At 71.5% G+C, this 23,576-nt stretch carries 25 protein-coding genes; 5 read left to right on the forward strand and 20 right to left on the reverse strand.

All coding sequences use genetic code 11. The features are described from left to right. Nucleotides 1–70: 70 nt before the first annotated feature. The 8 genes from NCCP_RS13190 to clpS form a co-directional block, all read right to left on the reverse strand. Complete coding sequence (locus tag NCCP_RS13190) at nucleotides 71–1,075, reverse strand: 3'-5' exonuclease (RefSeq protein ID WP_149957785.1); 1,005 nt, start codon at nucleotides 1,073–1,075, stop codon at nucleotides 71–73. Between the two features lie 11 nt (nucleotides 1,076–1,086). Continuing rightward, a complete protein-coding gene (locus NCCP_RS13195) occupies nucleotides 1,087–1,776 on the reverse strand; it encodes a DedA family protein (protein ID WP_149957748.1) in 690 nt (229 codons plus the stop codon). A 75-nt stretch (nucleotides 1,777–1,851) separates the two neighbouring features. Continuing rightward, nucleotides 1,852–2,529 carry an RdgB/HAM1 family non-canonical purine NTP pyrophosphatase gene (rdgB, locus tag NCCP_RS13200; RefSeq protein WP_149957749.1) on the reverse strand — a complete coding sequence of 226 codons (678 nt, stop codon included), beginning with the start codon at nucleotides 2,527–2,529 and terminating at the stop codon, nucleotides 1,852–1,854. Then, complete coding sequence (gene rph / locus NCCP_RS13205) at nucleotides 2,526–3,284, reverse strand: ribonuclease PH (RefSeq protein WP_149957750.1); 759 nt, start codon at nucleotides 3,282–3,284, stop codon at nucleotides 2,526–2,528. The genes rdgB and rph overlap by 4 nt, the downstream gene beginning before the upstream one ends. Nucleotides 3,285–3,355: 71 nt before the next feature. Further along, nucleotides 3,356–4,222, reverse strand: a complete 867-nt coding sequence (locus NCCP_RS13210) for an MBL fold metallo-hydrolase (protein WP_149957751.1) — start codon at nucleotides 4,220–4,222, stop codon at nucleotides 3,356–3,358. Beyond that, nucleotides 4,219–5,226 carry a glutamate racemase gene (gene murI, locus NCCP_RS13215; protein ID WP_149957752.1) on the reverse strand — a complete coding sequence of 336 codons (1,008 nt, stop codon included), beginning with the start codon at nucleotides 5,224–5,226 and terminating at the stop codon, nucleotides 4,219–4,221. The genes NCCP_RS13210 and murI overlap by 4 nt, the downstream gene beginning before the upstream one ends. An 89-nt stretch (nucleotides 5,227–5,315) precedes the next feature. Continuing rightward, complete coding sequence (locus NCCP_RS13220) at nucleotides 5,316–5,885, reverse strand: DUF2017 domain-containing protein (protein WP_149957753.1); 570 nt, start codon at nucleotides 5,883–5,885, stop codon at nucleotides 5,316–5,318. 3 nt (nucleotides 5,886–5,888) lie between these two features. Further along, nucleotides 5,889–6,194 carry an ATP-dependent Clp protease adapter ClpS gene (gene clpS, locus NCCP_RS13225; RefSeq protein ID WP_149957754.1) on the reverse strand — a complete coding sequence of 102 codons (306 nt, stop codon included), beginning with the start codon at nucleotides 6,192–6,194 and terminating at the stop codon, nucleotides 5,889–5,891. 139 nt (nucleotides 6,195–6,333) lie between these two features. On the opposite strand from clpS, the gene NCCP_RS13230 reads away from it, so the two are divergent. Beyond that, nucleotides 6,334–7,647, forward strand: a complete 1,314-nt coding sequence (locus tag NCCP_RS13230) for a nicotinate phosphoribosyltransferase (protein WP_149957755.1) — start codon at nucleotides 6,334–6,336, stop codon at nucleotides 7,645–7,647. Nucleotides 7,648–7,658: 11 nt separating this feature from the next. On the opposite strand, the gene NCCP_RS13235 is transcribed toward NCCP_RS13230, so the two are convergent. The 6 genes from NCCP_RS13235 to NCCP_RS13260 form a co-directional block, all read right to left on the reverse strand. Further along, entirely contained in the window at nucleotides 7,659–9,440 is a 1,782-nt protein-coding gene (locus NCCP_RS13235; RefSeq protein ID WP_149957756.1) for a DEAD/DEAH box helicase, read from the reverse strand. A 108-nt stretch (nucleotides 9,441–9,548) separates the two neighbouring features. Next, the gene (locus tag NCCP_RS13240; protein ID WP_149957757.1) at nucleotides 9,549–9,878 is read right to left on the reverse strand and encodes a DUF3039 domain-containing protein; all 330 of its coding nucleotides are present in this window, start codon (nucleotides 9,876–9,878) and stop codon (nucleotides 9,549–9,551) included. A gap of 75 nt (nucleotides 9,879–9,953) precedes the next feature. Continuing rightward, nucleotides 9,954–11,525: a transporter gene (locus NCCP_RS13245; protein WP_149957758.1), complete on the reverse strand. Its 1,572-nt coding sequence runs from the start codon at nucleotides 11,523–11,525 to the stop codon at nucleotides 9,954–9,956. Further along, on the reverse strand, nucleotides 11,507–12,313 hold the full coding sequence (locus tag NCCP_RS13250; RefSeq protein ID WP_149957759.1) for an ABC transporter ATP-binding protein: 807 nt from the start codon (nucleotides 12,311–12,313) through the stop codon (nucleotides 11,507–11,509). Before NCCP_RS13250 ends, NCCP_RS13245 begins: the two co-directional genes overlap by 19 nt. Before the next feature lie 79 nt (nucleotides 12,314–12,392). Beyond that, entirely contained in the window at nucleotides 12,393–13,340 is a 948-nt protein-coding gene (locus tag NCCP_RS13255; protein ID WP_149957760.1) for a tetratricopeptide repeat protein, read from the reverse strand. A gap of 137 nt (nucleotides 13,341–13,477) precedes the next feature. Continuing rightward, nucleotides 13,478–15,265 (reverse strand): DUF8094 domain-containing protein, encoded by a 1,788-nt coding sequence (locus tag NCCP_RS13260; protein ID WP_149957761.1) that lies wholly within the window; start codon nucleotides 15,263–15,265, stop codon nucleotides 13,478–13,480. A 175-nt stretch (nucleotides 15,266–15,440) separates the two neighbouring features. Here NCCP_RS13260 and NCCP_RS13265 point away from each other — a divergent pair, with 175 nt between their 5' ends. After that, the gene (locus NCCP_RS13265) at nucleotides 15,441–16,757 is read left to right on the forward strand and encodes an AI-2E family transporter (RefSeq protein ID WP_225873833.1); all 1,317 of its coding nucleotides are present in this window, start codon (nucleotides 15,441–15,443) and stop codon (nucleotides 16,755–16,757) included. On the opposite strand, the gene NCCP_RS13270 is transcribed toward NCCP_RS13265, so the two are convergent. Both NCCP_RS13270 and NCCP_RS13275 read right to left on the reverse strand, forming a co-directional pair. Continuing rightward, nucleotides 16,754–17,473: an alpha/beta hydrolase gene (locus NCCP_RS13270; RefSeq protein ID WP_149957763.1), complete on the reverse strand. Its 720-nt coding sequence runs from the start codon at nucleotides 17,471–17,473 to the stop codon at nucleotides 16,754–16,756. The two genes, NCCP_RS13265 and NCCP_RS13270, sit on opposite strands and share 4 nt — an antisense overlap. Before the next feature lie 18 nt (nucleotides 17,474–17,491). After that, complete coding sequence (locus tag NCCP_RS13275; RefSeq protein WP_149957764.1) at nucleotides 17,492–17,842, reverse strand: hypothetical protein; 351 nt, start codon at nucleotides 17,840–17,842, stop codon at nucleotides 17,492–17,494. A gap of 51 nt (nucleotides 17,843–17,893) precedes the next feature. On the opposite strand from NCCP_RS13275, the gene nucS reads away from it, so the two are divergent. The 3 genes from nucS to NCCP_RS13290 all read left to right on the forward strand — a co-directional run bounded on the left by nucS (nucleotide 17,894) and on the right by NCCP_RS13290 (nucleotide 20,316). Beyond that, nucleotides 17,894–18,589 (forward strand): endonuclease NucS, encoded by a 696-nt coding sequence (gene nucS, locus NCCP_RS13280; protein WP_149957765.1) that lies wholly within the window; start codon nucleotides 17,894–17,896, stop codon nucleotides 18,587–18,589. 24 nt (nucleotides 18,590–18,613) lie between these two features. Then, on the forward strand, nucleotides 18,614–19,855 hold the full coding sequence (locus NCCP_RS13285) for an N-acetylglucosamine-6-phosphate deacetylase (RefSeq protein WP_149957766.1): 1,242 nt from the start codon (nucleotides 18,614–18,616) through the stop codon (nucleotides 19,853–19,855). A gap of 257 nt (nucleotides 19,856–20,112) precedes the next feature. After that, nucleotides 20,113–20,316 (forward strand): cold-shock protein, encoded by a 204-nt coding sequence (locus NCCP_RS13290; protein WP_149957767.1) that lies wholly within the window; start codon nucleotides 20,113–20,115, stop codon nucleotides 20,314–20,316. A 116-nt stretch (nucleotides 20,317–20,432) separates the two neighbouring features. Here the strand turns inward: NCCP_RS13290 and NCCP_RS13295 are convergent, their stop codons facing one another. Genes NCCP_RS13295 through NCCP_RS13310 form a run of 4 tightly spaced genes read right to left on the reverse strand, consistent with a single transcriptional unit; the run spans nucleotide 20,433 to nucleotide 23,564 of the window. Continuing rightward, complete coding sequence (locus tag NCCP_RS13295) at nucleotides 20,433–20,864, reverse strand: DUF2550 domain-containing protein (RefSeq protein WP_149957768.1); 432 nt, start codon at nucleotides 20,862–20,864, stop codon at nucleotides 20,433–20,435. Nucleotides 20,865–20,871: 7 nt separating this feature from the next. Further along, a complete protein-coding gene (locus NCCP_RS13300) occupies nucleotides 20,872–21,156 on the reverse strand; it encodes a F0F1 ATP synthase subunit epsilon (RefSeq protein ID WP_149957769.1) in 285 nt (94 codons plus the stop codon). 2 nt (nucleotides 21,157–21,158) lie between these two features. Next, nucleotides 21,159–22,619 (reverse strand): F0F1 ATP synthase subunit beta, encoded by a 1,461-nt coding sequence (gene atpD, locus NCCP_RS13305; protein WP_149957786.1) that lies wholly within the window; start codon nucleotides 22,617–22,619, stop codon nucleotides 21,159–21,161. A gap of 51 nt (nucleotides 22,620–22,670) precedes the next feature. Continuing rightward, complete coding sequence (locus tag NCCP_RS13310; protein ID WP_149957770.1) at nucleotides 22,671–23,564, reverse strand: F0F1 ATP synthase subunit gamma; 894 nt, start codon at nucleotides 23,562–23,564, stop codon at nucleotides 22,671–22,673. Between the last annotated feature and the right edge of the window lie 12 nt (nucleotides 23,565–23,576).

Below are 23,576 nucleotides of genomic sequence, written 5' to 3' on the forward strand. Positions count from 1 at the left end.
GCGCGGCGGGGCAGGCGGGGGGGTTACTGGCGGGGTGCCGCTTGCTTCCCTGCGGCCAGCTTCCCCGCGGCTAGCTTCCCTGGGGCCAGGATCCTCCGACCATCTGGAGGAATTCGCCCTCGGAAAGGATGGAGATCGGCGTCCCGGCCTCCTGCATGCGCAGCACGCGCTGGGCCTTGGATGTCAGCCTTCCCGTGCGCAGGTCGGCTGCGGCGAAGCCGTCCCCGACCACCAGGACCGTGGTGGAGCGGGTGACGCGGCTGGCCGTGCGGGCCCCCGCGTGGGCCGCCCGGTTTTTGGCGTCCTGGCGGCTGATGGCGAGGTTGCCGGTGAACACCACCAACTCCCCGAACAGCGGGTGGGCCGGGTCGGCCGCGGGATTCGGGTCCGGGTTTTCCCCCTCCTGCGGCCACAGGGCCCAGTCCTGGCGGGCCGGCACCTGGTGCCCGGCGCTGCGCCAGCCCTGCGCATCGGCGGTGGCTTTGGAGAGGGGGTCCCCGGGGGTGTAGGCGGGGGCGTGGCCGAGGGCCACGCCCAACCCGGCGGCGACGGCCGCCACCGACCCGCCCCCGTGGCGGCGGCCCAGGTCGATCATGACCGCGGCGCAGGCACGCGCGTCGGCGCCGGCGTCGTGGTGGTTTTCCAGCGGCGAGCCCGCCGCTTCGGCCACGAACGGCAGCGAGTAGGAGGGCAGCGAGTAGCTCTTGCGGGAGAGCTTCACGGTGCACGCGAAATCATAGGCGGGACCGGACAGCTCGGAGACCTCAAGGGCCGAACGGATCACGCCCAGGTCGAAGGCGGCGTTGTGGGCCACCAGGGTATCCGTGCCGATGAACCCGGCCAACTCCCCGAACACCTCCCCGAAGCGCGGAGACCCGGCGACCGCCTCGGGGGTGATGCCGTGGATTTGCACGTTGCGCGGGTCGAAGTGGTCATAGCCCTCCGGCGGGCGCATGAGCCAGTACCCCTCCTCCACGATCCGCCCGCCGCGGACCCGGGTGAGTCCGACGCTGCAGGCGGAGCCGCGGAACCCGTTGGCGGTCTCGAAGTCGATCGCGGTGAAGTCGTACGCCATCTGCGCGGCACTCACTCGGGAGAAACGCCGGCGGCGCGCTTGGCGCGGGCCTTGCGGATCTTGTTGAAGACGAAGAATGCCAGGTAGAGCACGACGGCAATGATGACGATCTTCTGGAAAACGCCGACGTAGTCTTCCACCAGGTGCCAGCTCTCGCCCAGGTAGAAGCCGGCCAGGACGAAGACCGAGTTCCAGATCAGGCTTCCCAGGCTGGTCAGCCCGATGAACTTCCACTGGGGCATCGCCGTGACGCCGGCCGGGATGGAAATCAGGCTGCGGAAGATTGGGATCATGCGGCCGAAGAACACGGCCTTGGCCCCGTGGCGGTCGAACCAGGACTCCACCTTGTCCACGTCGGTGATGTCCACCAGCGGCAGCTTGGAAAACAGCTTCCGGGTGCGCTCGCGGCCCAGCGCCCGGCCCACCCAGTACAGGGCGACGGCACCGAAGACCGACCCCAGGGTGGTCCACAGCAGCGCCTCGAAGAGCGTGAACGAGCCGCGGCTGGCGGTGAAGCCGGCCAGCGGCAGGATCACCTCGGAGGGCAGCGGCGGGAACAGGTTCTCCAACGCGATCGCCAGCCCGGCGCCCGGGGCGCCAATGAACTCCATCAGCCCCACCGCCCAGTCCGCGAGGTCGGTGAGGAAGCCGCCCGGTGCGGCGGAGTCCTGGGCAGCTTGCGTCATGATCGTCGTATTCATCGCTATCCAGTGTGCCTTACCCGGCCGGACGTTGGCCGCACGGCTTCCGGGCGTGTGGCCAACGACTCATGCCGGCTATCCGGCGTCGGGCCGGGCGTCCGCGTCGTCCGGCACCGCGTCCTTCAGCGCCGCGTCCTTCAGGGCCGCGACGATGTGCGGCAGCAGGGCCCGGAACGCCTGGCCCCGGTGGCTGATGGCGTTCTTCTCTTCCGCGGTGAGCTCGGCGCAGCTGACCTCCAGGCCGGCCGGGCGCAGGATCGGGTCGTAGCCGAAGCCCCCGCTGCCGCGCGGACCGGTCAGCAGCGTGCCTTCGAGGCGGGCGGATTCGACGTGCTCCGTGCCTCCCGGCACGGCCAGGGCGGCGGCGCAGACAAAGGCCGCCCCGCGGTGCTCCTCGCCGATGTCGGAGAGCTGGTCCAGCAGCAGTTGCAGGTTGGCGGCGTCGTTGCCGTGGGTTCCGGCCCAGCGGGCCGAGAAAATCCCGGGCGCGCCGCCCAGGACGTCCACGGCCAGCCCGGAGTCGTCGGCGATGGCGACCAGCCCGGTGGCCTCCGCCACGGCCCGCGCCTTCAGCAGCGAGTTCTCCGCGAAGGTCGTGCCGGTTTCGGCGACGTCCGGCGCGCCGGCGGATTCGGCGTCGATGACCTGGGTGTCCACGTCCAGGCCGGGGATCTGTCCGCGCAGCAGGTCGCGCAACTCGCGCAGCTTGCCCTGGTTGCGGGTGGCCAGCACCAGCACCGGGTTCCCGCTCATGCCGGCTCCGCCAGCGTCTCGCGCTGGATGCGGGACAGCTCCGTGGTCCCGGCCAGGGCCAAATCCAGCAGTGCGTCGAGTTCGTCGCGGTCGAAGGGAGCGCCCTCGGCGGTGCCCTGGACCTCGACGAACTGGCCGCTGCCGGTGACGACGACGTTCATGTCGGTCTCGGCGCGCACGTCCTCGACGTAGGGCAGGTCCAGCATCGGGACGCCGTCGATGATGCCCACGCTCACGGCCGCGACGGTGTCCTTGAGCACCTGGGCGTTGGCCTTGACGATCTTCTTCCCGCGGGCCCACCGGATCGACTCGGCCAGGGCGACGTAGGCGCCGGTGATCGCCGCCGTGCGGGTGCCGCCGTCGGCCTGCAGCACGTCGCAGTCCAGCACGATCGTGTTTTCGCCCAAGGCCTTGGTGTCGATGATGGAGCGCAGCGAGCGGCCGATCAGGCGGGAGATTTCGTGGGTGCGCCCGCCCACCTTGCCCTTGACGGACTCGCGGTCGGAGCGGGTGTTGGTGGCGCGCGGGAGCATCGCGTATTCGGCGGTCACCCAGCCGCGGCCCTCGCCCTTGAGCCAGCGCGGCACGCCCTCGGTGAAGGAGGCGGTGCACAGCACGCGGGTGTTGCCGAACTCGATCAGCGCGGAGCCTTCGGCCTGGGAGGACCAGCCGCGGGTAATGCTGATGGGACGCAACTGGTCGGGGGCGCGCCCGTCGGCGCGCACGGCGGAGGAAGGGACGGATTGCTGAGTCATGGTGCTAAGTCTAGGCGCCCGCACCGCCGGGCGCCGAGGGCCCCGGAGGAGCGCGCCGGGGCCGGCAGATGCTAGGTGCCCGGCGGGTTGGGGATGGCCCGGACCGACCCGGTCTTGGGGTCGCCCAGCCGGTCCCCGGTCCACACGCCGTAGGTCACTCCGGAGACGGCCACGGCGATCGACCCCCCGTAGGCCTCCTTGGCCTCGTCGACGACGGTGTTGATGTCCGTCCAGACGGGGATGTGGGTCAGCAGCAGGCGCCGCGCGGCAGCCTCGGCGGCCATCTGCCCGGCCCGCTTGCCGGTCAGGTGCACGCCGTCGATGGCGTCGTCGCGGCCCTCCTCGAACGCGGCCTCGCAGAGGAACATGTCCGACTCGCGGGCGGCTTCCACCAGCTCCGCGCAGGTGTCCGTGTCTCCCGAGTAGGCCAGCACGGAGGTGCGCAGGCTGCCGTCGGCCAGCGGCTCGGTCGCCTCCACGCGCAGGGCGTAGGCCTCCTCGATGGGGTGGCGCACCGGATAGGGGGTGATGGTGAAGGGACCGATCCGGACCGGCTCCCGCGGGGTCCAGGACTGGAAGTCGAAGTCCTCGTGCATGCCGGGGTCCAGGGGCAGCCCGTACGCGGTGGCGATCCGGTCGGCGGTGGCGGCCGGGCCCCACACCAGCATCCGGTCGCGGCCCCACCCGGCGGGATCCCAGTGGATGGCCACGTGCAGGCCGCACAGGTCCATGCAGTGGTCCGGATGCAGGTGGGATACGAAGATGCCGTCCAGGTCCTTGATGTCGGCGTAGCGCTGCAGGACGCCCAGGGCGCCGCTGCCCAGGTCCAGCAGGATCCGCCAGGGCCGTTCGCCGTCGTGCGCGGTGACCAGGTAGCAGGAGGCGGGCGAGCCGGGCCCCGGGAACGATCCGGTGCAGCCGATGATGGTCAGCTTCATGCATGTCCTCCCGGGACGCTGGCGGCGCTGTCCGAGCGCGGGCTGAAGGGCGGTTCCGCGGGTCGCGGACCGCCGCTGCGGGCCTTGGCCCGGGCAATCATCTCAGGGGTGACGCGCGCCAGGGACCCGGTGGGATAGCGGGCCGAGACGTGCTCGACCTGTTCGACCCCCAGCACCTCGGGACCCAGGAAGCGGCGGGCGAGGACCTCGAACGAGGCCGCGTCGCCGGTGGCCATGAAGTGGTGGGTGGGCGGGGTCCCGCCGGGGCGGGACAGGCCGTTGCGCAGCAGGGCTCCGTAGACGTCCTTGGCCGTCTCCTCGGCGCTGGAGACCAGGGTGACGCCATCGCCCATGACGTAGGAGATGATGCCGGTGAGCAGCGGGTAGTGGGTGCAGCCCAGCACCAGGGTGTCCACTCCGGCGCGCCGCAGCGGAGCCAGGTACTCCTGGGCGGTCTCCAGCAGTTCCGGCCCGGTGGTGATGCCGTTTTCGACGAACTCCACGAAGCGGGGGCAGGCCGCGGAGGCGATCTCCAGGTGGGGGGCGGCGGCAAAGGCGTCGTCGTAGGCGCGCGAACCGACGGTGGCGACGGTGCCGATCACGCCGATCCTGCCGTTGCGGGTCGCGGCGACTGCCCGGCGCACCGCCGGCTGGATCACTTCCACCACGGGGATGCCGTAGCGGGCGGTGTAGCGTTCGCGCGCGTCGCGCAGCACCGCCGCGGAGGCCGAATTGCAGGCGATCACCAGCAGCTTTACGCCGGCATCGACGAGTTCATCCATCACGCCCAGGGCGTTGGCCCGGACTTCGGCGATCGGCAGCGGGCCGTAGGGGCCGTTGGCGGTGTCGCCGACGTAGAGCGTGGACTCGGTGGGGAGCTGGTCGATGATCGCGCGCGAGACGGTGAGGCCGCCGACGCCGGAATCGAAGATCCCCAGGGGCGCCGCGGCACGCGGCGAGGTCGCCGTCTCCGCGGTGGGGCGCGGGCCGGAAGCAGTAGTCATGGTCTACCGAGAATACTGCGTCGCGGCGGTCCCGCCGTACATCGCCTGCACCGGGGCGGCAGCGGCCGGGGCCGGGGCCCCGGGGCCCGTCACAGGGTCTGCAGCAGGGCCTGCATCAGGGATTCCTGCAGCCAGGTGACAAAGTTGTAGACCAGCGCCAGGTACTCCTCCACGGTGTCCGCGCGGCCCCAGTCGTCGATGTCGTGGATGCGCTCGGCATCGGCCTCGGTCTCCAGGCCCAACCGTTCGGCCAGGACCAGGCGCACGTCATTCAGGGCCGCGGCAAACTGCGCCGCCGCCGCCGGGGACAGCAGCAGCGGGGAGGTTTCGACGGCGAGCGCGGCGGCGCGCAGGCCCCCGATCTTGCGCTCGCGCAGTCCGCGCTCGGTGAGCCGGCGGAACTCCAGGGACGCATCGGCGTCGCCCTTCACGGCGTCGGGCAGAAGGCGCAGCTCGGCGCGGTCGCGCGGGACCGGAAAGTGCTCCGCGTGGGCGTTGGGGTCCATGCCCACGAGTGCCCAGAGCGGGTCCTCGTCGGCATCGCGCTCGGGCTCAAGCAGGGTGACGATGTCCTGGAAGAGGCCGCGCAGCAGGTCGCGCTCGGCCTTGTCCAGCTCGCAGGTGATGCCGCGGCGGGTGTTCTTGAATGCCTTCGCCACGGTTCAGGCCTGGTCCGCCCGCTGGAAGGTGGCCCACAGGCCGTAGCCGTGCATGGCGGCGACGTCGGCCTCGATCTTTTCGCGGGTGCCCGTGGACACCACGGAGCGGCCCTGGTGGTGGACCTCAAGCATCAGCGCGTTCGCCTTGGCCTCGCTGTAGCCGAAATGGCTGCGGAAGACGAAGCTGACGTAACTCATGAGGTTGACCGGGTCGTTCCAGACGATCAGGACGTACGGGGTCTCGGTCAGGGTTGCCCCGTCCGTCTCCGGGCGGGGCAGGACATCGGTCCGCGCGGTCACAATTGGCATGCCTCCATTCTACGTCCGCCGGAGGTTTCGTGGCCGCGCCGGATCCCGCGGATACCCCGGATAGAGTGTCATGCGGGGCCGCGCGGTCTTCCCGCGCACCGCCCCCGCACGCACCGCCGACCCGAGGAGTCCCCCCGCCATGTGGCAGCAGCCCACCTCGCTCTTCACCGACCACTACGAACTGACGATGCTCCAGGCGTCCCTGCAGGCGGGGACGGCGCACCGCCGGTCGGTGTTCGAGGTGTTTGCCCGCCGCCTGCCGGAGGGCCGGCGCTACGGCGTGGTGGCCGGCACCGGGCGGATCCTGGAGGGGCTGGAGCACTTCCGCTTCGACGCGGAGCAGTTGGCGTTCCTGGAGCGCGCCAACGTGGTGGACCGCCAGACCCTGGAGTACCTGGCTGACTTCCGGTTCACCGGGGACATCCACGGGTACGCGGAGGGCGAGATCTATTTTCCGGGCTCCCCCGTGCTGGTCGTCGAGTCGACGTTCGCCGAGGCGTGCGTACTGGAGACGTTCATCCTGTCCGTGCTCAACCACGACTCCGCGATCGCCTCGGCCGCGTCGCGGATGTGTGCCGCGGCCGGTTCCCGCCCCTGCGTGGAGATGGGCTCGCGGCGCACCCACGAGGAATCCGCGGTGGCCGCGGCCCGGGCGGCGATCATCGCCGGGTTCGCCAGCACCTCCAACCTTGAGGCAGGGCTCCGCTACGGGGTACGGACCATCGGCACCGCCGCGCACGCCTTCACGCTGCTGCACGATTCCGAACGCGCCGCGTTCGAGGCCCAGGTGGCCTCCTTCGGCGCCGACACCACGCTGCTGGTGGACACCTACGACGTCGAACAGGGAGTGCGTACCGCCGTCGAGGTGGCCGGGCCGGAGCTGGGCGCGGTGCGCCTGGACTCCGGGGACCTGGTGGAGCAGGCACGCTGGGTGCGCGCGCTGCTGGACGACCTGGGCAACGAGAACACCCGCATCCTGGTGACCTCCGACCTGGACGAGCACGCGATCGCCGCCCTGCAGTCCGCCCCGGTGGACGCCTACGGCGTCGGGACCGCGCTGGTGACCGGGTCCGGGGCCCCCACCGCGTCCATGGTGTACAAGCTGGTCAGCCGGCACAACAACGACGGCGTCTGGGTCGATGTCGCGAAGACGGCCAAGAGCAAGGGCAGCGTGGGCGGGCGCAAGTTCGCGCTGCGCCGGCTCAACGAGCGTGGCCGGGCGACCGCTGAGCTGATCGGCGTCGGGGAGATTCCGCTGGCCGACGGCAACGACCGGCTGCTGCTGCGCGAGTTCGTCCGGGGCGGCCAGGTGCTGCCGGGCTGGACCGGCGCCGAGGGGGTCGCGCGGGCCGCGCAGCGCCACCGCGACAGCATCCAGGAAATGCCCGGCGTCGCCCGGGGCCTCCACCGCGGCGAGCCGGTCATCCCCACCGAGTACGTCGACGAGTACTGACGCGCCGGGCGCTACTTGCGCCCGACGAACCAGTCCTGCAGCTTGGACAGGCGCCGGTTCAGCTGGTCCGCGTTGGCCTGGGCCACCGCCGGGCCGCCGCAGACCTCGCGCAGCTTGTTGTGGATGATCCCGTGCGGGGTTCCGGTGCGGGCACTCCAGGCGGAGACGTTCTTGGCGAGCTGGTTGCGCAGCTCCAGCAGCTGGCGGTGGTCCACGACGTCGGCCCCCGTCTCCTCCGCGTGCGCCGCCGGCCGGTTGCGGCGGCGGCTGACCTGGTCCAGCTGGCGCTGGCGCAGCAGCACGCCCACCTGGTCCGCGTCCAGCAGTCCGGGGATGCCGAGGAAGTCCTGCTCCTCCTCGGAGCCCACGGCCCCGCCGGTGCCGAACTCGCCGCCGTCGAACAGCACCCGGTCGAAGGACGCCTGCGAATGCAGGGCCTCGAACTTCTGCTTGGTGAGCGCGTCGGAGGCCTTTTCCTCGCGGTTCGCCTCGTCCATCAGGGACTCTTCGGGGACGAAGTCGGGGTCCTCGATGTGCTGCTCCGGGCGGTCCAGGGCGTGGTCGCGCTCGAGTTCCATCTGGTTGGCCAGTTCCATCAGCGCCGGCACGGAGGGCAGGAACACGGAGGCGACCTCGCCGCGCTTGCGCGAGCGCACGAAGCGTCCGATCGCCTGGGCGAAGAACAGCGGGGTGGAGGTGCTGGTGGCGTAGACACCCACGCACAGGCGGGGCACGTCGACGCCCTCGGACACCATGCGCACCGCCACCATCCAGCGCGAGTCCCCCGCGGAGAACTCCTCGATCTTCTCCGAGGCCTTGGCGTCGTCGGAGAGGATCACGGTGACCTTTTCGCCCGTGATGCGCTTGAGCTGGTCCGCGTAGGCCCGGGCGTCGTCGTGGTCGGTGGCGATGACCAGCGCGCCGGCGTCGGGCACGGTGCGCCGGACCTCGGTCAGGCGCCGGTCCGCGGCGGCCAGGACGGAGGGGATCCACTCGCCCTGCGGGTCCAGCGCGGTGCGCCACGCATGGGCGGTGATGTCCTTGGTGAAGCCCTCGCCGAGTTGGGCCTCCATTTCCTCGCCGGCTGACGTGCGCCAGCGCATGGAGCCCGAGTAGGCCATGAACAGCACCGGCCGGACCACGTGGTCCTTGAGCGCGTTGCCGTACCCGTAGGTGTAGTCCGCCTTGGAGCGGCGGATGCCGTCCTTGTCCTCGGTGTACTCCACGAACGGGATGGGCGCGGTGTCGGAGCGGAACGGGGTGCCGGTCAGCGCCAGCCTCCGGGTGGCCGGGTCGAACGCCTCGCGGATGCCGTCGCCCCAGCTGAGCGCGTCACCTCCGTGGTGAATCTCGTCGAGGATGACCAGGGTGCGGGCCGCCTCGGTCTTTGCCCGGTGCAGCAGCGGCTTGGAGGCGACCTGTGCATAGGTGACGGCGACGCCGATGAACCCGGCGCCGTGGCGCCCGTCGGAGTTCTTGAAGTTCGGGTCGATGGAGAGCCCGATCCGCGCGGCGGCATCGGCCCACTGGCGCTTGAGGTGGTCGGTCGGCGCGACCACGGTGATGCGGTTCACGGTGCCGGAGTCCACCAGCATCTTCGCCACCCGCAGCGCGAACGTGGTCTTGCCCGCCCCGGGGGTCGCCACCGCCAGGAAGTCCTGGGGAGCCCGGCTGAAGTACAGCTCCAGGGCCTCCGCCTGCCACTGGCGCAGCTTGGGCGCGGTGCCCCATGCTGCGCGCTCGGGGTATGCCGGCGGCAGGTTCCCGCCCAAAGTGAACAGGGCATCGCCCACGGCCAACCTCCTAGGAACGCTCGGTGGCGTGTGTGGTTGCCGGCAGCCGCCGGCGGTGTTCAATCCTACGCGTGGACGGGCGCGTCCCGTCCCTTCGACACGGACGGGCTACTTGCCGCCGTCGCCCTTGCCGCCGTCGCCCTTGCCGCCGTCGCCGCCCGGACGCAGGCCCTCGTAGATGGCCTTGCAGTCGGGGCAGACGGGGAACTTGTTCGGGTCCCGGCCGGGCACCCAGACCTTGCCGCACAGCGCGATCACGGGTTCGCCGGTGAGCGCCGACTCCATGATCTTCTCCTTGCGCACGTAGTGCGCGAAGCGTTCGCGGTCGCCCGGCTCGATCTCCTGGAGCTGTTCCTGGCGCTCGATCGTGGCCGTGCCGCCGCCGCTGGAGTCGGGGTCGCGCGGGTCGTTCCTGAAGGGGTCCGGGGGAAGGCTCATGCGTCCCAGTCTAGCGCCCGGGGGCCCGGCCGCGTGCGAAGCGGGGGGCGGGAGGGCGGTGGACGCCGGCAGGGGCTACCTGTTCAAAACCGTGGCCTGCATCAGCTCCGGCACCCGGGCATCGAACCAGCGCCCGCCCAGCCGGACCCCGGCCACCAGCAGCACGGCGCCCAGCGCCGGTCCCGCCACCAGGCCCGCCCAGCCGAAGGCGGCGTTGCCGGTCACCAGGTGCGCGACCAGCAGGGCCAGCGGGGGCAGCAGCAGCAGGCCCATCACCCACATGGTCGCCAGCTGCACCACCACCATCCGCATCCCCGCCCCGGGCGGGTTCTTGAAGGGGCTCTCCCCCGGCGGCGGGACGGCATAGGTGAAGCGCGCCGAGGCCACGGAGGCCACCCCGAACCCGCTGGCCAGCGCACCCAGGGAAAGCCCCGCCACGCCCGGCAGCAGGCGGGCCTCCCCCAGCAGCACCGGCGGCAGCACCGCGGCCGCCAGGACGGCCGGCAAGGCGAACACAGCGCAGGCGGCCACCCGGCCGAGCCGGTCATGCACCCCGCGGATGCCGCTGGTGGCGTGCAGCGCGAAAGCGGTGCTGTCGTAGGAGACGTCGGCGGAGATGCTGAACGCCAGCAGGACCGCCACGATCGGTCCGGTCCAGAGCATGAGCGCCGTGGACCCGGCCTGCACGGCGACGACCCACATCATCGCCGGCACCAGCGGGACCGCCAGGATCGCCACGGCGTAGCGCGGATCCCGGCGCCAGTAGGCCAGGCAGCGCGCGGCCACGGCGCCCCACGGCGTGGCCGGGAAGCGGGCGAAGGCGCCCAGCCCCGAAGCCGTCCTGCCCCCGCGGGGGCCCTCCCGCGGGGTTTCCAGCGCCCGTTCGAGGGTGCGCTTCCAGAGCCCGACGACGGCGGCCAGGTACGCCAGCGACAGCGCCAGGCGGACCGCGGCCGTGCCCCATGACCCGGCCGCCACGTCCGCGGGAACGGCGGCGAAGGATCCCAGCGGCGTCCAGCCCAGCACCGCCGCCGCCCGCGGCAGCCACCCCAGGGCATCCTCGAACCCGGCCACGACGACGGTGAGGACGGGCCCCAGCCCGAGCAGCGGCACGATCAGGAGCACGGCGGCCGCGTCGCGGAAGCGGCGGCTGGCGGTGAGGGCCGAGGCCGCCGTCGTGGTCAGCCTCGCCAGCGCCAGGCACAGCACCGCCGCCAGCACGCCGCAGGGTACGGCCACGGCCGCCGCGGCCGGCACCTGGCGCCAGGCCAGCGCCTGGCCGGCGAAAAGGAACAGCGTCACCAGGCCGGGCACGCCGATGAAGCCGCTCAGCAGCAGCCCGGCCACCAGTTCCCAGGGACGGACCGTGAAGGTGGTGAAGCGGGCGGGGTCCAGGGTCAGGTCCACGCCGGTGGCCAGGACCGGAAGCAGCGCCCAGCCCAGCACGGCGGCGGAAACGGCCGGCACCAGGACGGCGGCGGCGAACCCCGGGTCCGTGCCGCCAAGGTAGAAGAGCCCCATGAACAGCAGGGCGACCAGGAACAGCCCGTAGAGGCCGGCCGCCGCCACGCCCACCAGCTGCCAGGGGCTGCGCCGGAAACCGTTCCGCAGCAGGATCGCCTTCAGCCTCAGGAGGTGTGCAACCACGACAGCCCCCCGGTGGCGGAGCCGCCACCCACCAGCTCCACGAAGCGGTCCTCCAGGCTCCCGCCGGCGCGGACGGCGTCCACGGTGCCGGCCGCGAGCAGGTTGCCCCCGGCGATCACCGCCACATGGGAGCACATGCGCTGGACCAGGTCCATCACGTGGCTGGAGACCACCACCGTGCCGCCGTGGGCCACGTAGTCGGCAAGGATCCCGCGAATGCTCGCGGCGGAGACGGGGTCCACCGCCTCGAACGGCTCGTCCAGCACCAGCACGCGCGGAGCATGGATGAGGGCGGTGGCGAGGGCGATCTTTTTGGCCATGCCCGCCGAATAGTCGACGACCAGCTTGCCCGCTGACTCCTCAAGCCCCAGCACGTGCAGCAGGTCCCCGGCGCGGGCGGCAACCGTGTCCCGGTCCATGCCGCGCAGCAGGCCCGCGTAGGTGACCAACTGCCTTCCGGTGAGCCGGTCGAACAGGCGCACGCCGTCGGCGAGGACCCCCATCATGGCCTTGGCCGCCCGCGGATCGGCCCACACGTCGGCGCCATGCACCCAGACTTGGCCCGCGTCGGGGCGCAGCAGGCCCGTCACCATGGATAAAGCCGTGGTCTTTCCGGCACCGTTGGGGCCCACCAGCCCGTAGAAAGAGCCGGCGGGAACGTCCAGGGAAATGCCGTTGACGGCAACCTTGTCCGCGAAGCGCTTGGCGAGCCCGCGCATCGCGATCGCGGGGGCCGGTTGCGTAACCGGCGGGGTGGCCGGCGGCAGGGAGGGCAATGGCATGGTCATGGCACCGACGCTAGCAGCGGGCCCGGCCGCGGGGCGTCATCCGAAGTGAGGACTCCGCGCCCGCAGCCTCCGGGAGCCGCTAGAACAGGACGCGCGCCAGGGCCTGGCGCGACTTGACGACGCGGGGGTCCTGGACGCCGACCACGGCGTAGAGCTCCACCAGGCGCTGGCGGGCCGCCTCGCGCTCCTCCCCGGCGTGGCGGCCGATGAAGGCCACCAGGCGGGCGAAGGCGTCCTCCACATGCCCGCCCACGACGTCGAGGTCGGCGACCGCGAGCTGCTCGGCGAGGCCGTCCGGATGTTCGGCGGCCGCCTGGCGCACCGCCTGCAGGTCCAGGTCCGCGGTGCGCTGCAGCAGGCCGACCTGGCTCAGGCCGGTCTGGGCGTCGGCGTCGTTGGGCTTCTCCGCGAGCGCCTGGCGGTAGGCCGCCGCGGCGGCCTCGTAGTCGCCGGCGTCGATGGCCTCGATCGCCTTCTGGTGCAGGGGCGGCAGTGCCGGCTCCTCACCCCCGCCGCCCTGGCTGAAGGGCGGCACCGTGCCGGCCACGCCGTGCTGCACGCCCAGCTGCACCAGCTCGTCCAGCAGCGCGCGGATTTCCTCCGGCGCGGCCGCTCCCTGGAACATCGGCACGGGCTGGCCGTTGAGCAGGGCGACGACGGCGGGGACCTGCTGGATGCGGAAGGCCTGGGCTATGGCCGGCTCCCGGTCGGTGTCCACGGTCGCCAGGACCAGGCGTCCGGCCTGGGCGTCGACGGCGGAGGCCAGGACCGCATCGATCTCGGCGGAGACCGGCAGGCGGGCACTGCCCAGGGACACGACGACCGGGACGCGGGCGGACAGCTGCATCAGGTCGGCGAAGTCCTGCTGGCCCACGGGGCGGGACCAGGAGCCGGCCGGGGGCCGGGACGCCTCCGGGGCGGCAGGGCCGGCGCCGGTCCCCGCGGCGGGCGCGGGAGCATGGCCAAGGGCGGACAGGTCAACTGCGCCCCGGGAGGCGGGCGCTGCGGGTTCGGGCGTGGTGGTCATGGTCATACTCTATGCCGCCGCGCGGGCGCCCCCGCCCCCACCACACCCGATTCCGGACACGCGGGTTTCCGCACACGCCGCAGCCCGGGCCCGGCCACCGCCGGATCCCGGGCGGCGACAGGCCCCGGGCGGCGCCGCTACTTCAGCTTGGCCGAGAGGAACACGTCGTCGGCGGCCAGCAGGGAGATCTTGTCCTGGCTGCCGCTGGCCGGAACATAGAGGACCATTGGTTCCCCGTAGACCACGTCCACGCCCTTGGTGGTGGAGTCCTCCCCGGCGGAGGCGGCGCTGAGGTCGTCGAGTTCGACGGTACCGCCCTCCTCCTTCGGGGTGCTGGTGACCGTGCTGGTGACGTAGGTGGCCACCAGGGCCCCGCCATCGGGGGTGGACAGGGCCACGGTCTGCCCCTCGTCCACGGTGCGCGAGAACTTGATCGTCGCATTCTGGTTGGCGTTCTTCAGCTCGTCCTGCGCCGTGTGCATCGAGGAGATGAAGACGTTCTCCTGGACCCTGTCCTTGGCCTCCGAGTTTCCGTCGCTCAGGTAGTCGGCCACCGCTTGGGCGGCCTCCTTGGGGGTGCGGGAGAGCTTGGAGTCCAGCGGGAGGGTGCTCACCGAGGTGTCGCCCACGGCGATGCCCGGGAAGGAGGAGCCCGGCAGGACCGACGGGCTGGAGACCAGCTTGTAGTTTGCGCGGGCCGAGTCCTGGCGCAGGACCAGGACCTGTGGAACCCTGGCATTCTCGACCCAGGTCACGGCCATGGCCGTGCGCGGCCACTCGGTGCTGGTGGTGACGGCGGCCGAGCGGACGGGAGCAGCGGCCAGCGCCACCGGCGCGCCGATGTCCGCGCCCTTGGCCTGGAGCGCGTAGTTGGCCTGGCGCAGTTCCAGGGCCTTGCCGCCGACGCGGTCCCCCAGCTTGCCGGCGTCCTTGGCCTTGTCACCCTCCTCCACGGCGGCCACCACCGATTCGAGGATGCGTTCCAGCTGGGCCTCCAGCAGCACCGGGTAGGAGTCCGCGGGCGGCGCGGACTCGCTGGCGGGTCCGGAGGACGGCGCCGGCGTGGTGGCCGCCTGGGCGGGGAGCGCCGGCAGCGCGGCCAGGAGGCCGGCCGCGGCGGCGGCGGCGAGGCGGGTGGCGGCGCGGCGCGCGACGGGCGGTTCGTTCCTGCCGTGTGGCCCCTCGCCGGCGGGCTTTTCCCCGGCCGTTCCGGCAGGCCCGGCGGGCGGGCCGCCGAACGCGGTTTCCTCGAAGCCGCGGCCGCCGGCCGGGGCCGGAGCGCTGCCGGCCCTGCCGCGTCCGGCGGCGGACCCCGATCCGCCACCGGCGCCTCCACGGCGCATGCCGGCCGCGACGGCGAGCCCGAAGATGAGCAGCAGGGCGCCAAGAATCATCAGTGGAATCGCGAAGGGGGTGCTGGCGTCGTTGGGCCAGGAGACGGTGACCGCGGTGGGTGCGGGCTGGGTGCCGTCCGCGGCGACCAGCAGGGACCACTCGCCCTCGGCCGGCTCGGTCCACTGGTGCACCAGGTGCCCCTCGGCGCTTTGCGTGGCGACCCAGAGATCCGAATCCCGCGGGTTCGGAACCGTGGCGTCCCCGGGGGTGTGTTCGGCCAGCAGGGTTCCCTGCTCGGCATCGACCCCGGACACCGTGTTGTGGGCGGCGCTGCCGACCCAGGCCTCAACATCGGCCGACCGGCCCAGGGACAGCGTGAACTCGCCCTCCGCGTCGATGGCGATGTCGACCGGCGAACCCGGCACCGAGGCGACCCCGGGTTCGATCACCGTCACCGGGGCGCCTTCCAGGGGAACGGCCAGCGTTGCCGTGGCGATTTCCGGCGGCGCCCAGAAGGTCTTCTGCCCGATGCCGACCAGAAGGGCCACGGCACCAAGCAGGATGGACAACACGGATATCAGCAATCTCACTATGCACCTCACGGCTGGGTCGGATTCGGGGTCTGTTCCAGTCCCGGGGCGGCCGGACTCCGCTCCTGGCGGCGGACGGCCCATCAACTTAAGGGTAACGAACCGGTCAACGCGCCGGTTCCCGGACGTGTGCGGGACCACGGGCACGTCCGCGGGCCGGGGTAGGCTCGGAAGGGTGACGAACGACGACCAGGGGCAGCCGCCACCCGCCCCATTCCCCGGGGCCGGGGCGGAGCCCCACCCCGCTCCCGGCCCTGACGGCTCCAGCCTTCCCGCCACGGAAGCGCCACCGTCCCAGCCCCGGGAAACCGCCGCCCCGGTGCCGGCGGGACCGCCCGCCGGCCGGCTCCGGCGGCTGGCGGCGGCCCTTGCTCCCCTGGGACGCAGGGCACGGTATGCCGTCCCGCCCGAGCCCGAGGACGGCGCCGCGGAACCGTTCGGGCCGCACTCCATCGCGTGGGCCAACCATCCCATTGCCACGGGGTTCCTGGGGGCGGTGGGCGTGGGGCTTGCGCTGCTGGGGTTCTTCGTCCTGACGAACGTCGGACAGTTGATGGTGTGGATCGCCGTGGCGCTGTTCATCGCGCTCGGCCTGGACCCGCTGGTGCGCTGGGCCGAGGCCCGGAACCTGCCGCGCCCCCTGGGCGTGCTGATGGCCATGGCGCTGCTGGCACTGGGCGCCGCGGCGTTCTTCGGCACCCTGATCCCCACCCTCGTGTCCCAGACGGGGCAGTTCGTGGAGAACGCTCCCGGCTATGTCGACGACTTCCTGGCCTCCGAATTCTTCCTGAGCATCGACTCGCAGTTCCAGATCCGGGACCGGTTGACCGAGGAGGTCAACAAGTTCTTCGCCGACAGCGGCGCGGTGGGCGGGCTGTTCGGCGGGGTGATCGGCGCCGGAACGGTGATCGCCCAGACCCTCTTCGGAACGCTGACCGTCCTGGTGCTGGCGGTGTACTTCCTGGCCTCGCTGCCGGGAATGAAGGCCTGGGCCTACCGCCTGGCCCCGCGTTCGCGCCGCGCCCGCGTGCAGGCGCTCTCGGAACAGATCACCAACAGCGTGGGCAACTACGTGATGGGCCAGGCGGTGGTCGCCTTCCTCAACGCCACCTACGCGTTCATCATCATGAGCATCGTGGGGGTGCCCTTCAGCATCCTGCTGGCCCTGGTGGTCGCGATCCTCGCGTTCGTGCCCCTGGTGGGCGCCCTGATCGCCGGCATCCTGGTCTCCCTGATCGCGCTGACCGTGGGGTGGCAGCCCGGCATCACGTACGCGGTGCTGTACTTCGCGTACCTGCAGTTCGAGGCCTATTTCATCTCCCCGCGCATCATGCACCGAGCCGTCGCCGTGCCCGGCGCGGTGGCGGTGATCGCGGTGATCGCCGGCGGCGCGCTCATGGGGATTGCCGGCGCGCTCATGGCGATCCCGCTGGCGGCCGCGGCCATGCTGCTGCTGAAGGAGGTCTTCATCGCCCGCCAGGACCGCCGCTAGCCCTTCCCGGCGGGGCCCAGCACCGCCGCGACGATCCCGTTCAGCGCCGCCGAGGCGTACTTCTCCCCCAGCCACAGGTGCCGGGCGCCCTCCACCGGGACCACGCGGGCCTGCGGGACCCGGGCGAAGCGCCGCACGGCCTCGGCCGGGCGCAGGAGGTGGTCGCGCTCCGGGACCAGCACCGTCAGCGGCTTGCCGGAGGCCGCCCACGCGTCCAGGTCGGCGTCCCCGGCGCGGCGCAGCGGCGGGGACAGCAGCACGGCCCCGGCGGTGCGCGCTCCCAGCGGTTCCACCGCCCCATACTTCAGGGCCAGCTCGGTGCCGAAGGACCAGCCCACCAGCCACGGCGCGGGAAGGCCCCGGGCCAGCGCGAAATCCACCGCCGCCTCCACGTCGAAGCGTTCCCCCACCCCGTCCCCGAACTCCCCTTCGCTGCGCCCGTGCGGGGACCCGGTGCCGCGGGTGTTGAAGCGCAGCACCGCCAGCCCGGCCAGCGCCGGCAGCCGGAAGGAGGCCTTCCGGAACACGTGGGAATCCATGGACCCCCCGCCGGTGGGCAGCGGGTGGCACATCACCAGCGTGGCCGCGGGCGGGCGGCCCTCCGGCAGCGCCAGCTCGCCCACCAGCCGCAACCCGTCAGCGGTGCCCAGCCCGATGCGGCGGCGCAGGGCCGGAAGGACGGTGTCGGCCCGGAGGGGCGCTGCAATCTGGATCACCGGACGGTCCTGGCGGCCTTAGAGGTAGCGGTGGCTGCGCGTGCGCCAGCAGTGGGCGTGCCAGTGCCGGCGCTCGGCGGCGGCCCGGTCATCGCCGAACCACGCGTCCGCGCGCCAGGCGACAATATGCTCGATCCCGGGCGAAATCTGGTTCCGGCACCCCGGGCAGGTGTAGGTCTTGGCCGCGTTGGTGGGCGAGATGCGGCGCACGTGCCAGGCCCCGTCGGGGGCCTCCTGCAGCTCGTCGATCCCGAACCGGGCCCGCTCGAACCCGCCCCGGGCGTCGTCCGGTCCGCCGCGGGCCCATTTTCCGCGGGCGGGGGAACGCCCGCCGGCGGCTGGGCGGCGGGGACGGTTGGAGCGCGGCATGCCCTCCATTGTGCCGCACTCCCGGCACCGATGCCGGTACAGTGGACTTCCGTGCGTTTAGTGATTGCCCGGTGCTCCGTCGACTACGAGGGCCGCCTGCGGGCCCACCTGCCCCTGGCGACCCGCCTGCTGATGGTCAAGGCGGACGGTTCCGTCCTCATCCATTCCGACGGCGGCTCCTACAAGCCGCTGAATTGGATGAGCCCGCCCGCGTCCCTGCGCACGCTCCCTCCGGACGAGGACGAGCGCGAGGCCGGCGTCGAGGACATTTGGCAGGTCCAGCACGCCAAGACCGACGACCGGCTGGTCATCCGCATCCACGAGACCCTGCACGACACCAGCCACGAGTTGGGCATCGACCCTGGCCTGGTCAAGGACGGCGTCGAGGCGGACCTGCAGCGCCTGCTCGCCGAGCAGATCACCCTGCTCGGAGCGGGGTTCACGCTGGTGCGCCGCGAATACATGACCCCGATCGGCCCGGTGGACATCCTGGCCCGCGACGCCGCCGGCGGGACGGTTGCGGTGGAACTGAAGCGGCGCGGCGACATCGACGGCGTCGAACAGCTCACCCGCTACCTGGAGCTGATGAACCGCGACCCGCTGCTGGCCCCGGTCCGTGGCATCTTCGCGGCCCAGCAGATCAAGCCGCAGGCGCGCACCCTGGCCACCGACCGCGGCATCGAGTGCCTGCTGCTGGACTACGACGCGATGCGCGGCGTCGACGACAGCGACGCCCGCCTGTTCTAGCGGCGGGGTGCCTATGATGGGGGCATGACTACCAGCGAAGCTTCCGGCCGCCTGGTCATCCGCGGCCACCTGATCAGCGACGACCGCAGCATCGGGGACGGCGCCGTGGCCTTCGACGGCGACCGGATCGCTTTCGCCGGGCCCGCCGCCGAGTTCGAGACCCTGCCCGAGGCCGGCAGCTACGCGGGCGTGGACGTGCCGGCCGGTTCGCTGCTGCTGCCCGGCCTCGTCGACCTCCACTGCCACGGCGCCGCCGGCGGTGACTTCGCGTCCGCGGACCCGGCCATGGTCCGCCGGGCGGTTGACTTCCTGCACCAGGCCGGCACCACCACCCTGCTGGCGAGCCTGGTCTCCGCCCCTCCCGAGGCCATGCTGGAGGCGGCCGGGACCCTGGCCGGGCTCGCCGAAGAGGGCCTGGTTGAGGGGATCCACGCCGAGGGCCCCTTCCTGGCCGCGTCCCGCTGCGGCGCCCAGGACCCCTCCGTGCTGACCGATCCCGACCCCGGCTTCGTGGATGCGCTGGTGGCCGTCTCCCGCGGGCAGCTGCGCACCATGACCTATGCGCCCGAACTGGCCGACGCCGACGGACTGGTGGAGCAGCTGGCCCAGCACGGCGTCGTTCCCTCGATCGGCCACACCGACGCGGACCTGGAGACCACCGCGGCCTCGCTGCGGCTGGCCCGCGAGGAGCTTGCGTCCGCCGGCTTCGACGGCTTCACCGAGCGCCCCACCGTGACCCACCTGTTCAACGCCATGACGCCGCCGCACCACCGCCGCCCGGGGGCCGTCACCGCATGCCTCGAGGCGGCCGCCACCGGCGGGGCCGTCGTCGAACTCATCGCGGACGGCCACCATCTGGCCCCGGAGACCGTCCGTGCGGTCTTTGCCCTGGCCGGGCCGGAGGCGGTCGCCCTGGTCACCGACTCGATGGCCGCCACCGGCCTGCCCGACGGCGACTACCGGCTGGGCCGGGCGGACGTGGTGGTGCGCGGCGGAGAGGCCCGGCTGGCCGCTGACGGCCGCCTGGCCGGGGGAACCGCCACCCTGCTGGAGGTCCTGCGCTCCACCGTGGAGGCCGGAGTACCGCTGGCCGAGGCCGTGGTTTCGGCCACCTGCGTTCCGGCCACCGTACTGGGGCTGGCCGACGAGGTGGGGGCCCTGCACGCGGGCTTCCGGGCCGACCTGCTGGTGCTCTCCCCCGACCTGCGCCTGCGGGCGGTGTACCGCCGCGGCGTTGAACTGGAACCCAACAACCGGGCAACATAGCGAAACATAGCGCCCCCCTGCGGCCGCACCGGGTGAATTCCTCGTTACATTCCGCCTTTTGGCAAAAAGACCGTTGACCTGCCCACACCCCTGTGTGATGCTGTTCCCAGTCTTTGTGTTGGTGATTGTAATACCCGCAAAGCAGGTTGCGGGTGTGAAGTCGCCGCTCCACAAATGGGGGCAGTTCTTCTCACTTGGGCACCGCCCGTCCGGCGCACGGTGTGCCGGACGTATCGTCCAGACCGGAGGAGAAACATATGGCTCAGGGCACCGTGAAGTGGTTCAACGCCGAAAAGGGCTTTGGCTTCATCACCCCGGACGGCGCCGAAGGCGACGTCTTCGTCCACTACTCGGAGATCCAGTCCAACGGCTTCCGCACGCTGGAGGAAAACCAGCGGGTGGAGTTCGAGATCGGGCAGGGCGCCAAGGGGCCGCAGGCCACCGGCGTCGTCGCCCTCTAGTTCGTCCGATCCGGCCGCAGCCGCGGCACGGAGAAGGGGCCGCATCCCTCGCGGGATGCGGCCCCTTGCGTTTGCCAGCCTGGCTGCCGCGGAAGCCGCGGCGGGCGCGTGCGGGCTCAGCGCCAGATGCCGATGCCGGCCACGGGGCCGGCCTCCAGCCAGGAGCTCAGCCCCGTGTAGGCGCCGTAGTCCATCGCCAGCAGGATGGTCTCGTCCCGGTAGCCCAACGTGACCACCACGCTGCCCGGAGGCACCCGGCGGATCTCGTTCTCCTCAGGCGCCCGCCACCCGCGCATCTCCAGCGAGCTGCGCAGGAAGCGCCGGGCCGGGAGCGGGGACAGCGTGAACAGGCGGAGGAACTCCAGCTCGTGGTCCGCATAACGACAAACCCCCATCGTCCACCGCTTGTCCGCGGAGGAGATGGAGGCGTCGAAGGTGCCGAGGGCACGCCGCAAACTCATGCGGCGCACCCCCATGGCAGCCAGCACCGCCAGGACCAGCAGCAGCGCCGCGGCCAGGGCGACTAGGGAAATGCCGACCTCGTTCAAGGCGGGACTAGCGGTTCCCTGCCGTGACGGTGTCGTCCAGCTTGGCGTTGTCGGCGACGATCACGACCCGGTCCTTGTCGACGGAGAAGAAACCGCCGTCGGCCTGGAGCGTGAAGCGGGAGCCCTCGACCGGTTCGATCGACAGCTCACCGGCGGCAAGGACGGCCAGCACGGGGCTGTGGCCCGGCAGGACGCCGATCTCGCCGTCGCTGGTGCGTGCGTTGACCTTGCTCGCCGCACCGGACCACACGAAGTGGTCCGCCGCAACGATCTCGACTTCGAGCTCAGCCATGGCTACTTGGTCGATTCCTGGATCTTGGCCCACTGGCGCTCGACGTCGTCGAGGCCACCGACGTTGAAGAACGCCTGCTCCGCGATGTGGTCAAGGTCGCCGTCGCAGATCGCCTTGAAGCCCTCGATGGTGTCCTTGATGGACACGGTCGAGCCCTCGACACCGGTGAACTGCTTCGCGGTGTAGGTGTTCTGGGACAGGAACTGCTGGATGCGGCGGGCGCGGGCCACGACGATCTTGTCCTCTTCGGACAGTTCGTCGACACCGAGGATGGCGATGATGTCCTGCAGTTCCTTGTTCTTCTGGAGGATCTGCTTGACGCGCACGGCGGTGTCGTAGTGGTCCTGGCCGACGTACTGCGGGTCGAGGATACGCGAGGTGGAGGTCAGCGGATCCACGGCCGGGTACAGGCCACGGGAGGCGATTTCACGGGAAAGTTCCGTGGTCGCATCCAGGTGGGCGAAGGTCGTCGCCGGAGCCGGGTCGGTGTAGTCGTCGGCGGGGACGTAGATCGCCTGCATGGAGGTGATCGAGTGGCCCTTGGTCGAGGTGATGCGCTCCTGCAGGAGGCCCATCTCGTCGGCCAGGTTCGGCTGGTAGCCCACGGCGGAGGGCATGCGGCCCAGCAGCGTGGAGACCTCGGAACCGGCCTGGGTGAAGCGGAAGATGTTGTCGATGAAGAGCAGCACGTCCTGGTTCTGCACATCGCGGAAGTACTCCGCCATGGTCAGCGCGGACAGGGCCACGCGCAGACGCGTTCCCGGCGGCTCGTCCATCTGGCCGAACACGAGGGCGGTGTCCTTCAGGACGCCGGCCTCTTCCATTTCGACCCAGAGATCGTTGCCCTCGCGGGTACGCTCGCCGACGCCGGCGAACACCGAGGTGCCGCCGAAGTTGCGCGCGACACGGGTGATCATTTCCTGGATCAGCACGGTCTTGCCGACGCCTGCGCCGCCGAACAGGCCGATCTTGCCGCCCTTGATGTACGGGGTCAGCAGGTCGATCACCTTGATGCCGGTCTCCAGCATCTCGGTGGAGCCTTCCAGCGTCGCGAAGTGCGGGGCCTTGCGGTGGATCGGCCAGCGCTCCGTCACCTGCAGCTCGGACTCCTCGACGTCCAGCGGCTTGCCGAGGACGTTGAAGATGTGGCCCTTGACGCCGTCCCCGACCGGGACGGAGATCGGGGCGCCGGAGTCCCTCACCTGGGTGCCGCGGACGAGGCCGTCGGTCGCCTGCAGGGAGATGGCGCGCACGAGGTTGTCGCCCAGGTGGAGGGCGGTCTCGAACGTGATGGTCTTGGTCTCACCGTTGAGCGTGACCTCGGTGGTGAGGGCGTTGTAAATCTCGGGGAGGGCGTCAGCCGGGAATTCCACGTCGACGACCGGGCCGATGACGCGCGCGATGCGGCCGATGGCACCGGACGCCGCGGCGGCGGTTCCCTGCTCATTCAGTTGGGCAGTCATGTCTCTCACTTCGCTTGTGTTTATAGCGTGGGTTGCGTTGTGCTCGGGTGGCTAGGACGCGCTGAGGGCGTCGGCGCCGCCGACGATCTCGGTGAGTTCCTGGGTGATCTCCGCCTGGCGCGCGTTGTTGCGAAGTCGCGTGTACTTCTTGATCAACTCGCTGGCGTTGTCCCCCGCGGACTTCATCGCGCGCTGGCGTGCCGCCAGTTCGGAAGCGGCGGCCTGCAGGAGCGCCGCAAAGATGCGGGACTCGATGTAGCGCGGCAGCAGCGCATCCAGCACCTGTTCGGGCTCCGGCTCGTATTCGTAGAGCGGCAGCAGTTCGGCCTGGTCGGTGACCTCCTCCTCAACCACCTCGAGGGGCAGCAGGCGGATCACGGTGGGTTCCTGCACGACCATCGACTTGAACTGGGTGAAGACGACGTGGATCTCGTCGACTCCCCCGTCCTCGTAGGCGGTGCTGAAGTCCTCGAGCAGGGCCTTCCCGATTTCCTGCGCGACGGAGAACTCGGGGTTGTCGGTGCCCCCGGTCCAGACCTTCGCGTACTCGCGCGAGCGGAAGTCGAAGTACGCCTGGGCCTTGCGGCCGCTCAGGTACATCTTGACTTCCTTGCCTTCTTCACGAAGGAGTTCGACGAGCTGCTCCGCCTGCTTAAGCACGCTGGCGGAGTAGGAACCGGCAAGGCCGCGGTCCGAGGTCATCACCAGGACGGCCGAGCGGCGGATCTGCTCCGGCTCGGTCGTCAGCGGGTGGTCGATCTCGGACTGGGACGACACGGCAGAAACAGCACGGGTGATCGCATTGGCATACGGCGCGGACGCCGCGACGCGGCTGCGCGCCTTGCCGATGCGGGAAGTGGCGATCAGTTCCATCGCCTTGAAGATCTTGCGCATCGACGACGTCGAGGAGATCTTCTGGCGGTAGACCCGGATCTGGGCTCCCATGTTTTTCCTTTC

The sequence above is a fragment of the Zafaria cholistanensis genome (assembly GCF_008580665.1).
Classification (GTDB): Bacteria; Actinomycetota; Actinomycetes; order Actinomycetales; family Micrococcaceae; genus Zafaria; species Zafaria cholistanensis.

What these genes read in the sequence shown, in the direction of transcription:
- NCCP_RS13195 (WP_149957748.1), bottom strand. Translation starts at nt 1,776, where the DNA reads ATGAATACGACGATCATGACGCAAGCTGCCCAGGACTCCGCCGCACCG.
- NCCP_RS13255 (WP_149957760.1), bottom strand. Translation starts at nt 13,340, where the DNA reads ATGACCACCACGCCCGAACCCGCAGCGCCCGCCTCCCGGGGCGCAGTT.
- NCCP_RS13290 (WP_149957767.1), top strand. Translation starts at nt 20,113, where the DNA reads ATGGCTCAGGGCACCGTGAAGTGGTTCAACGCCGAAAAGGGCTTTGGC.
- rph (WP_149957750.1), bottom strand. Translation starts at nt 3,284, where the DNA reads ATGACTCAGCAATCCGTCCCTTCCTCCGCCGTGCGCGCCGACGGGCGC.
- NCCP_RS13275 (WP_149957764.1), bottom strand. Translation starts at nt 17,842, where the DNA reads ATGCCGCGCTCCAACCGTCCCCGCCGCCCAGCCGCCGGCGGGCGTTCC.
- clpS (WP_149957754.1), bottom strand. Translation starts at nt 6,194, where the DNA reads ATGCCAATTGTGACCGCGCGGACCGATGTCCTGCCCCGCCCGGAGACG.
- NCCP_RS13230 (WP_149957755.1), top strand. Translation starts at nt 6,334, where the DNA reads ATGTGGCAGCAGCCCACCTCGCTCTTCACCGACCACTACGAACTGACG.
- NCCP_RS13250 (WP_149957759.1), bottom strand. Translation starts at nt 12,313, where the DNA reads ATGACCATGCCATTGCCCTCCCTGCCGCCGGCCACCCCGCCGGTTACG.
- NCCP_RS13240 (WP_149957757.1), bottom strand. Translation starts at nt 9,878, where the DNA reads ATGAGCCTTCCCCCGGACCCCTTCAGGAACGACCCGCGCGACCCCGAC.
- atpD (WP_149957786.1), bottom strand. Translation starts at nt 22,619, where the DNA reads ATGACTGCCCAACTGAATGAGCAGGGAACCGCCGCCGCGGCGTCCGGT.
- rdgB (WP_149957749.1), bottom strand. Translation starts at nt 2,529, where the DNA reads ATGAGCGGGAACCCGGTGCTGGTGCTGGCCACCCGCAACCAGGGCAAG.
- NCCP_RS13300 (WP_149957769.1), bottom strand. Translation starts at nt 21,156, where the DNA reads ATGGCTGAGCTCGAAGTCGAGATCGTTGCGGCGGACCACTTCGTGTGG.
- NCCP_RS13310 (WP_149957770.1), bottom strand. Translation starts at nt 23,564, where the DNA reads ATGGGAGCCCAGATCCGGGTCTACCGCCAGAAGATCTCCTCGACGTCG.
- murI (WP_149957752.1), bottom strand. Translation starts at nt 5,226, where the DNA reads ATGACTACTGCTTCCGGCCCGCGCCCCACCGCGGAGACGGCGACCTCG.
- NCCP_RS13285 (WP_149957766.1), top strand. Translation starts at nt 18,614, where the DNA reads ATGACTACCAGCGAAGCTTCCGGCCGCCTGGTCATCCGCGGCCACCTG.
- NCCP_RS13190 (WP_149957785.1), bottom strand. Translation starts at nt 1,075, where the DNA reads ATGGCGTACGACTTCACCGCGATCGACTTCGAGACCGCCAACGGGTTC.
- NCCP_RS13210 (WP_149957751.1), bottom strand. Translation starts at nt 4,222, where the DNA reads ATGAAGCTGACCATCATCGGCTGCACCGGATCGTTCCCGGGGCCCGGC.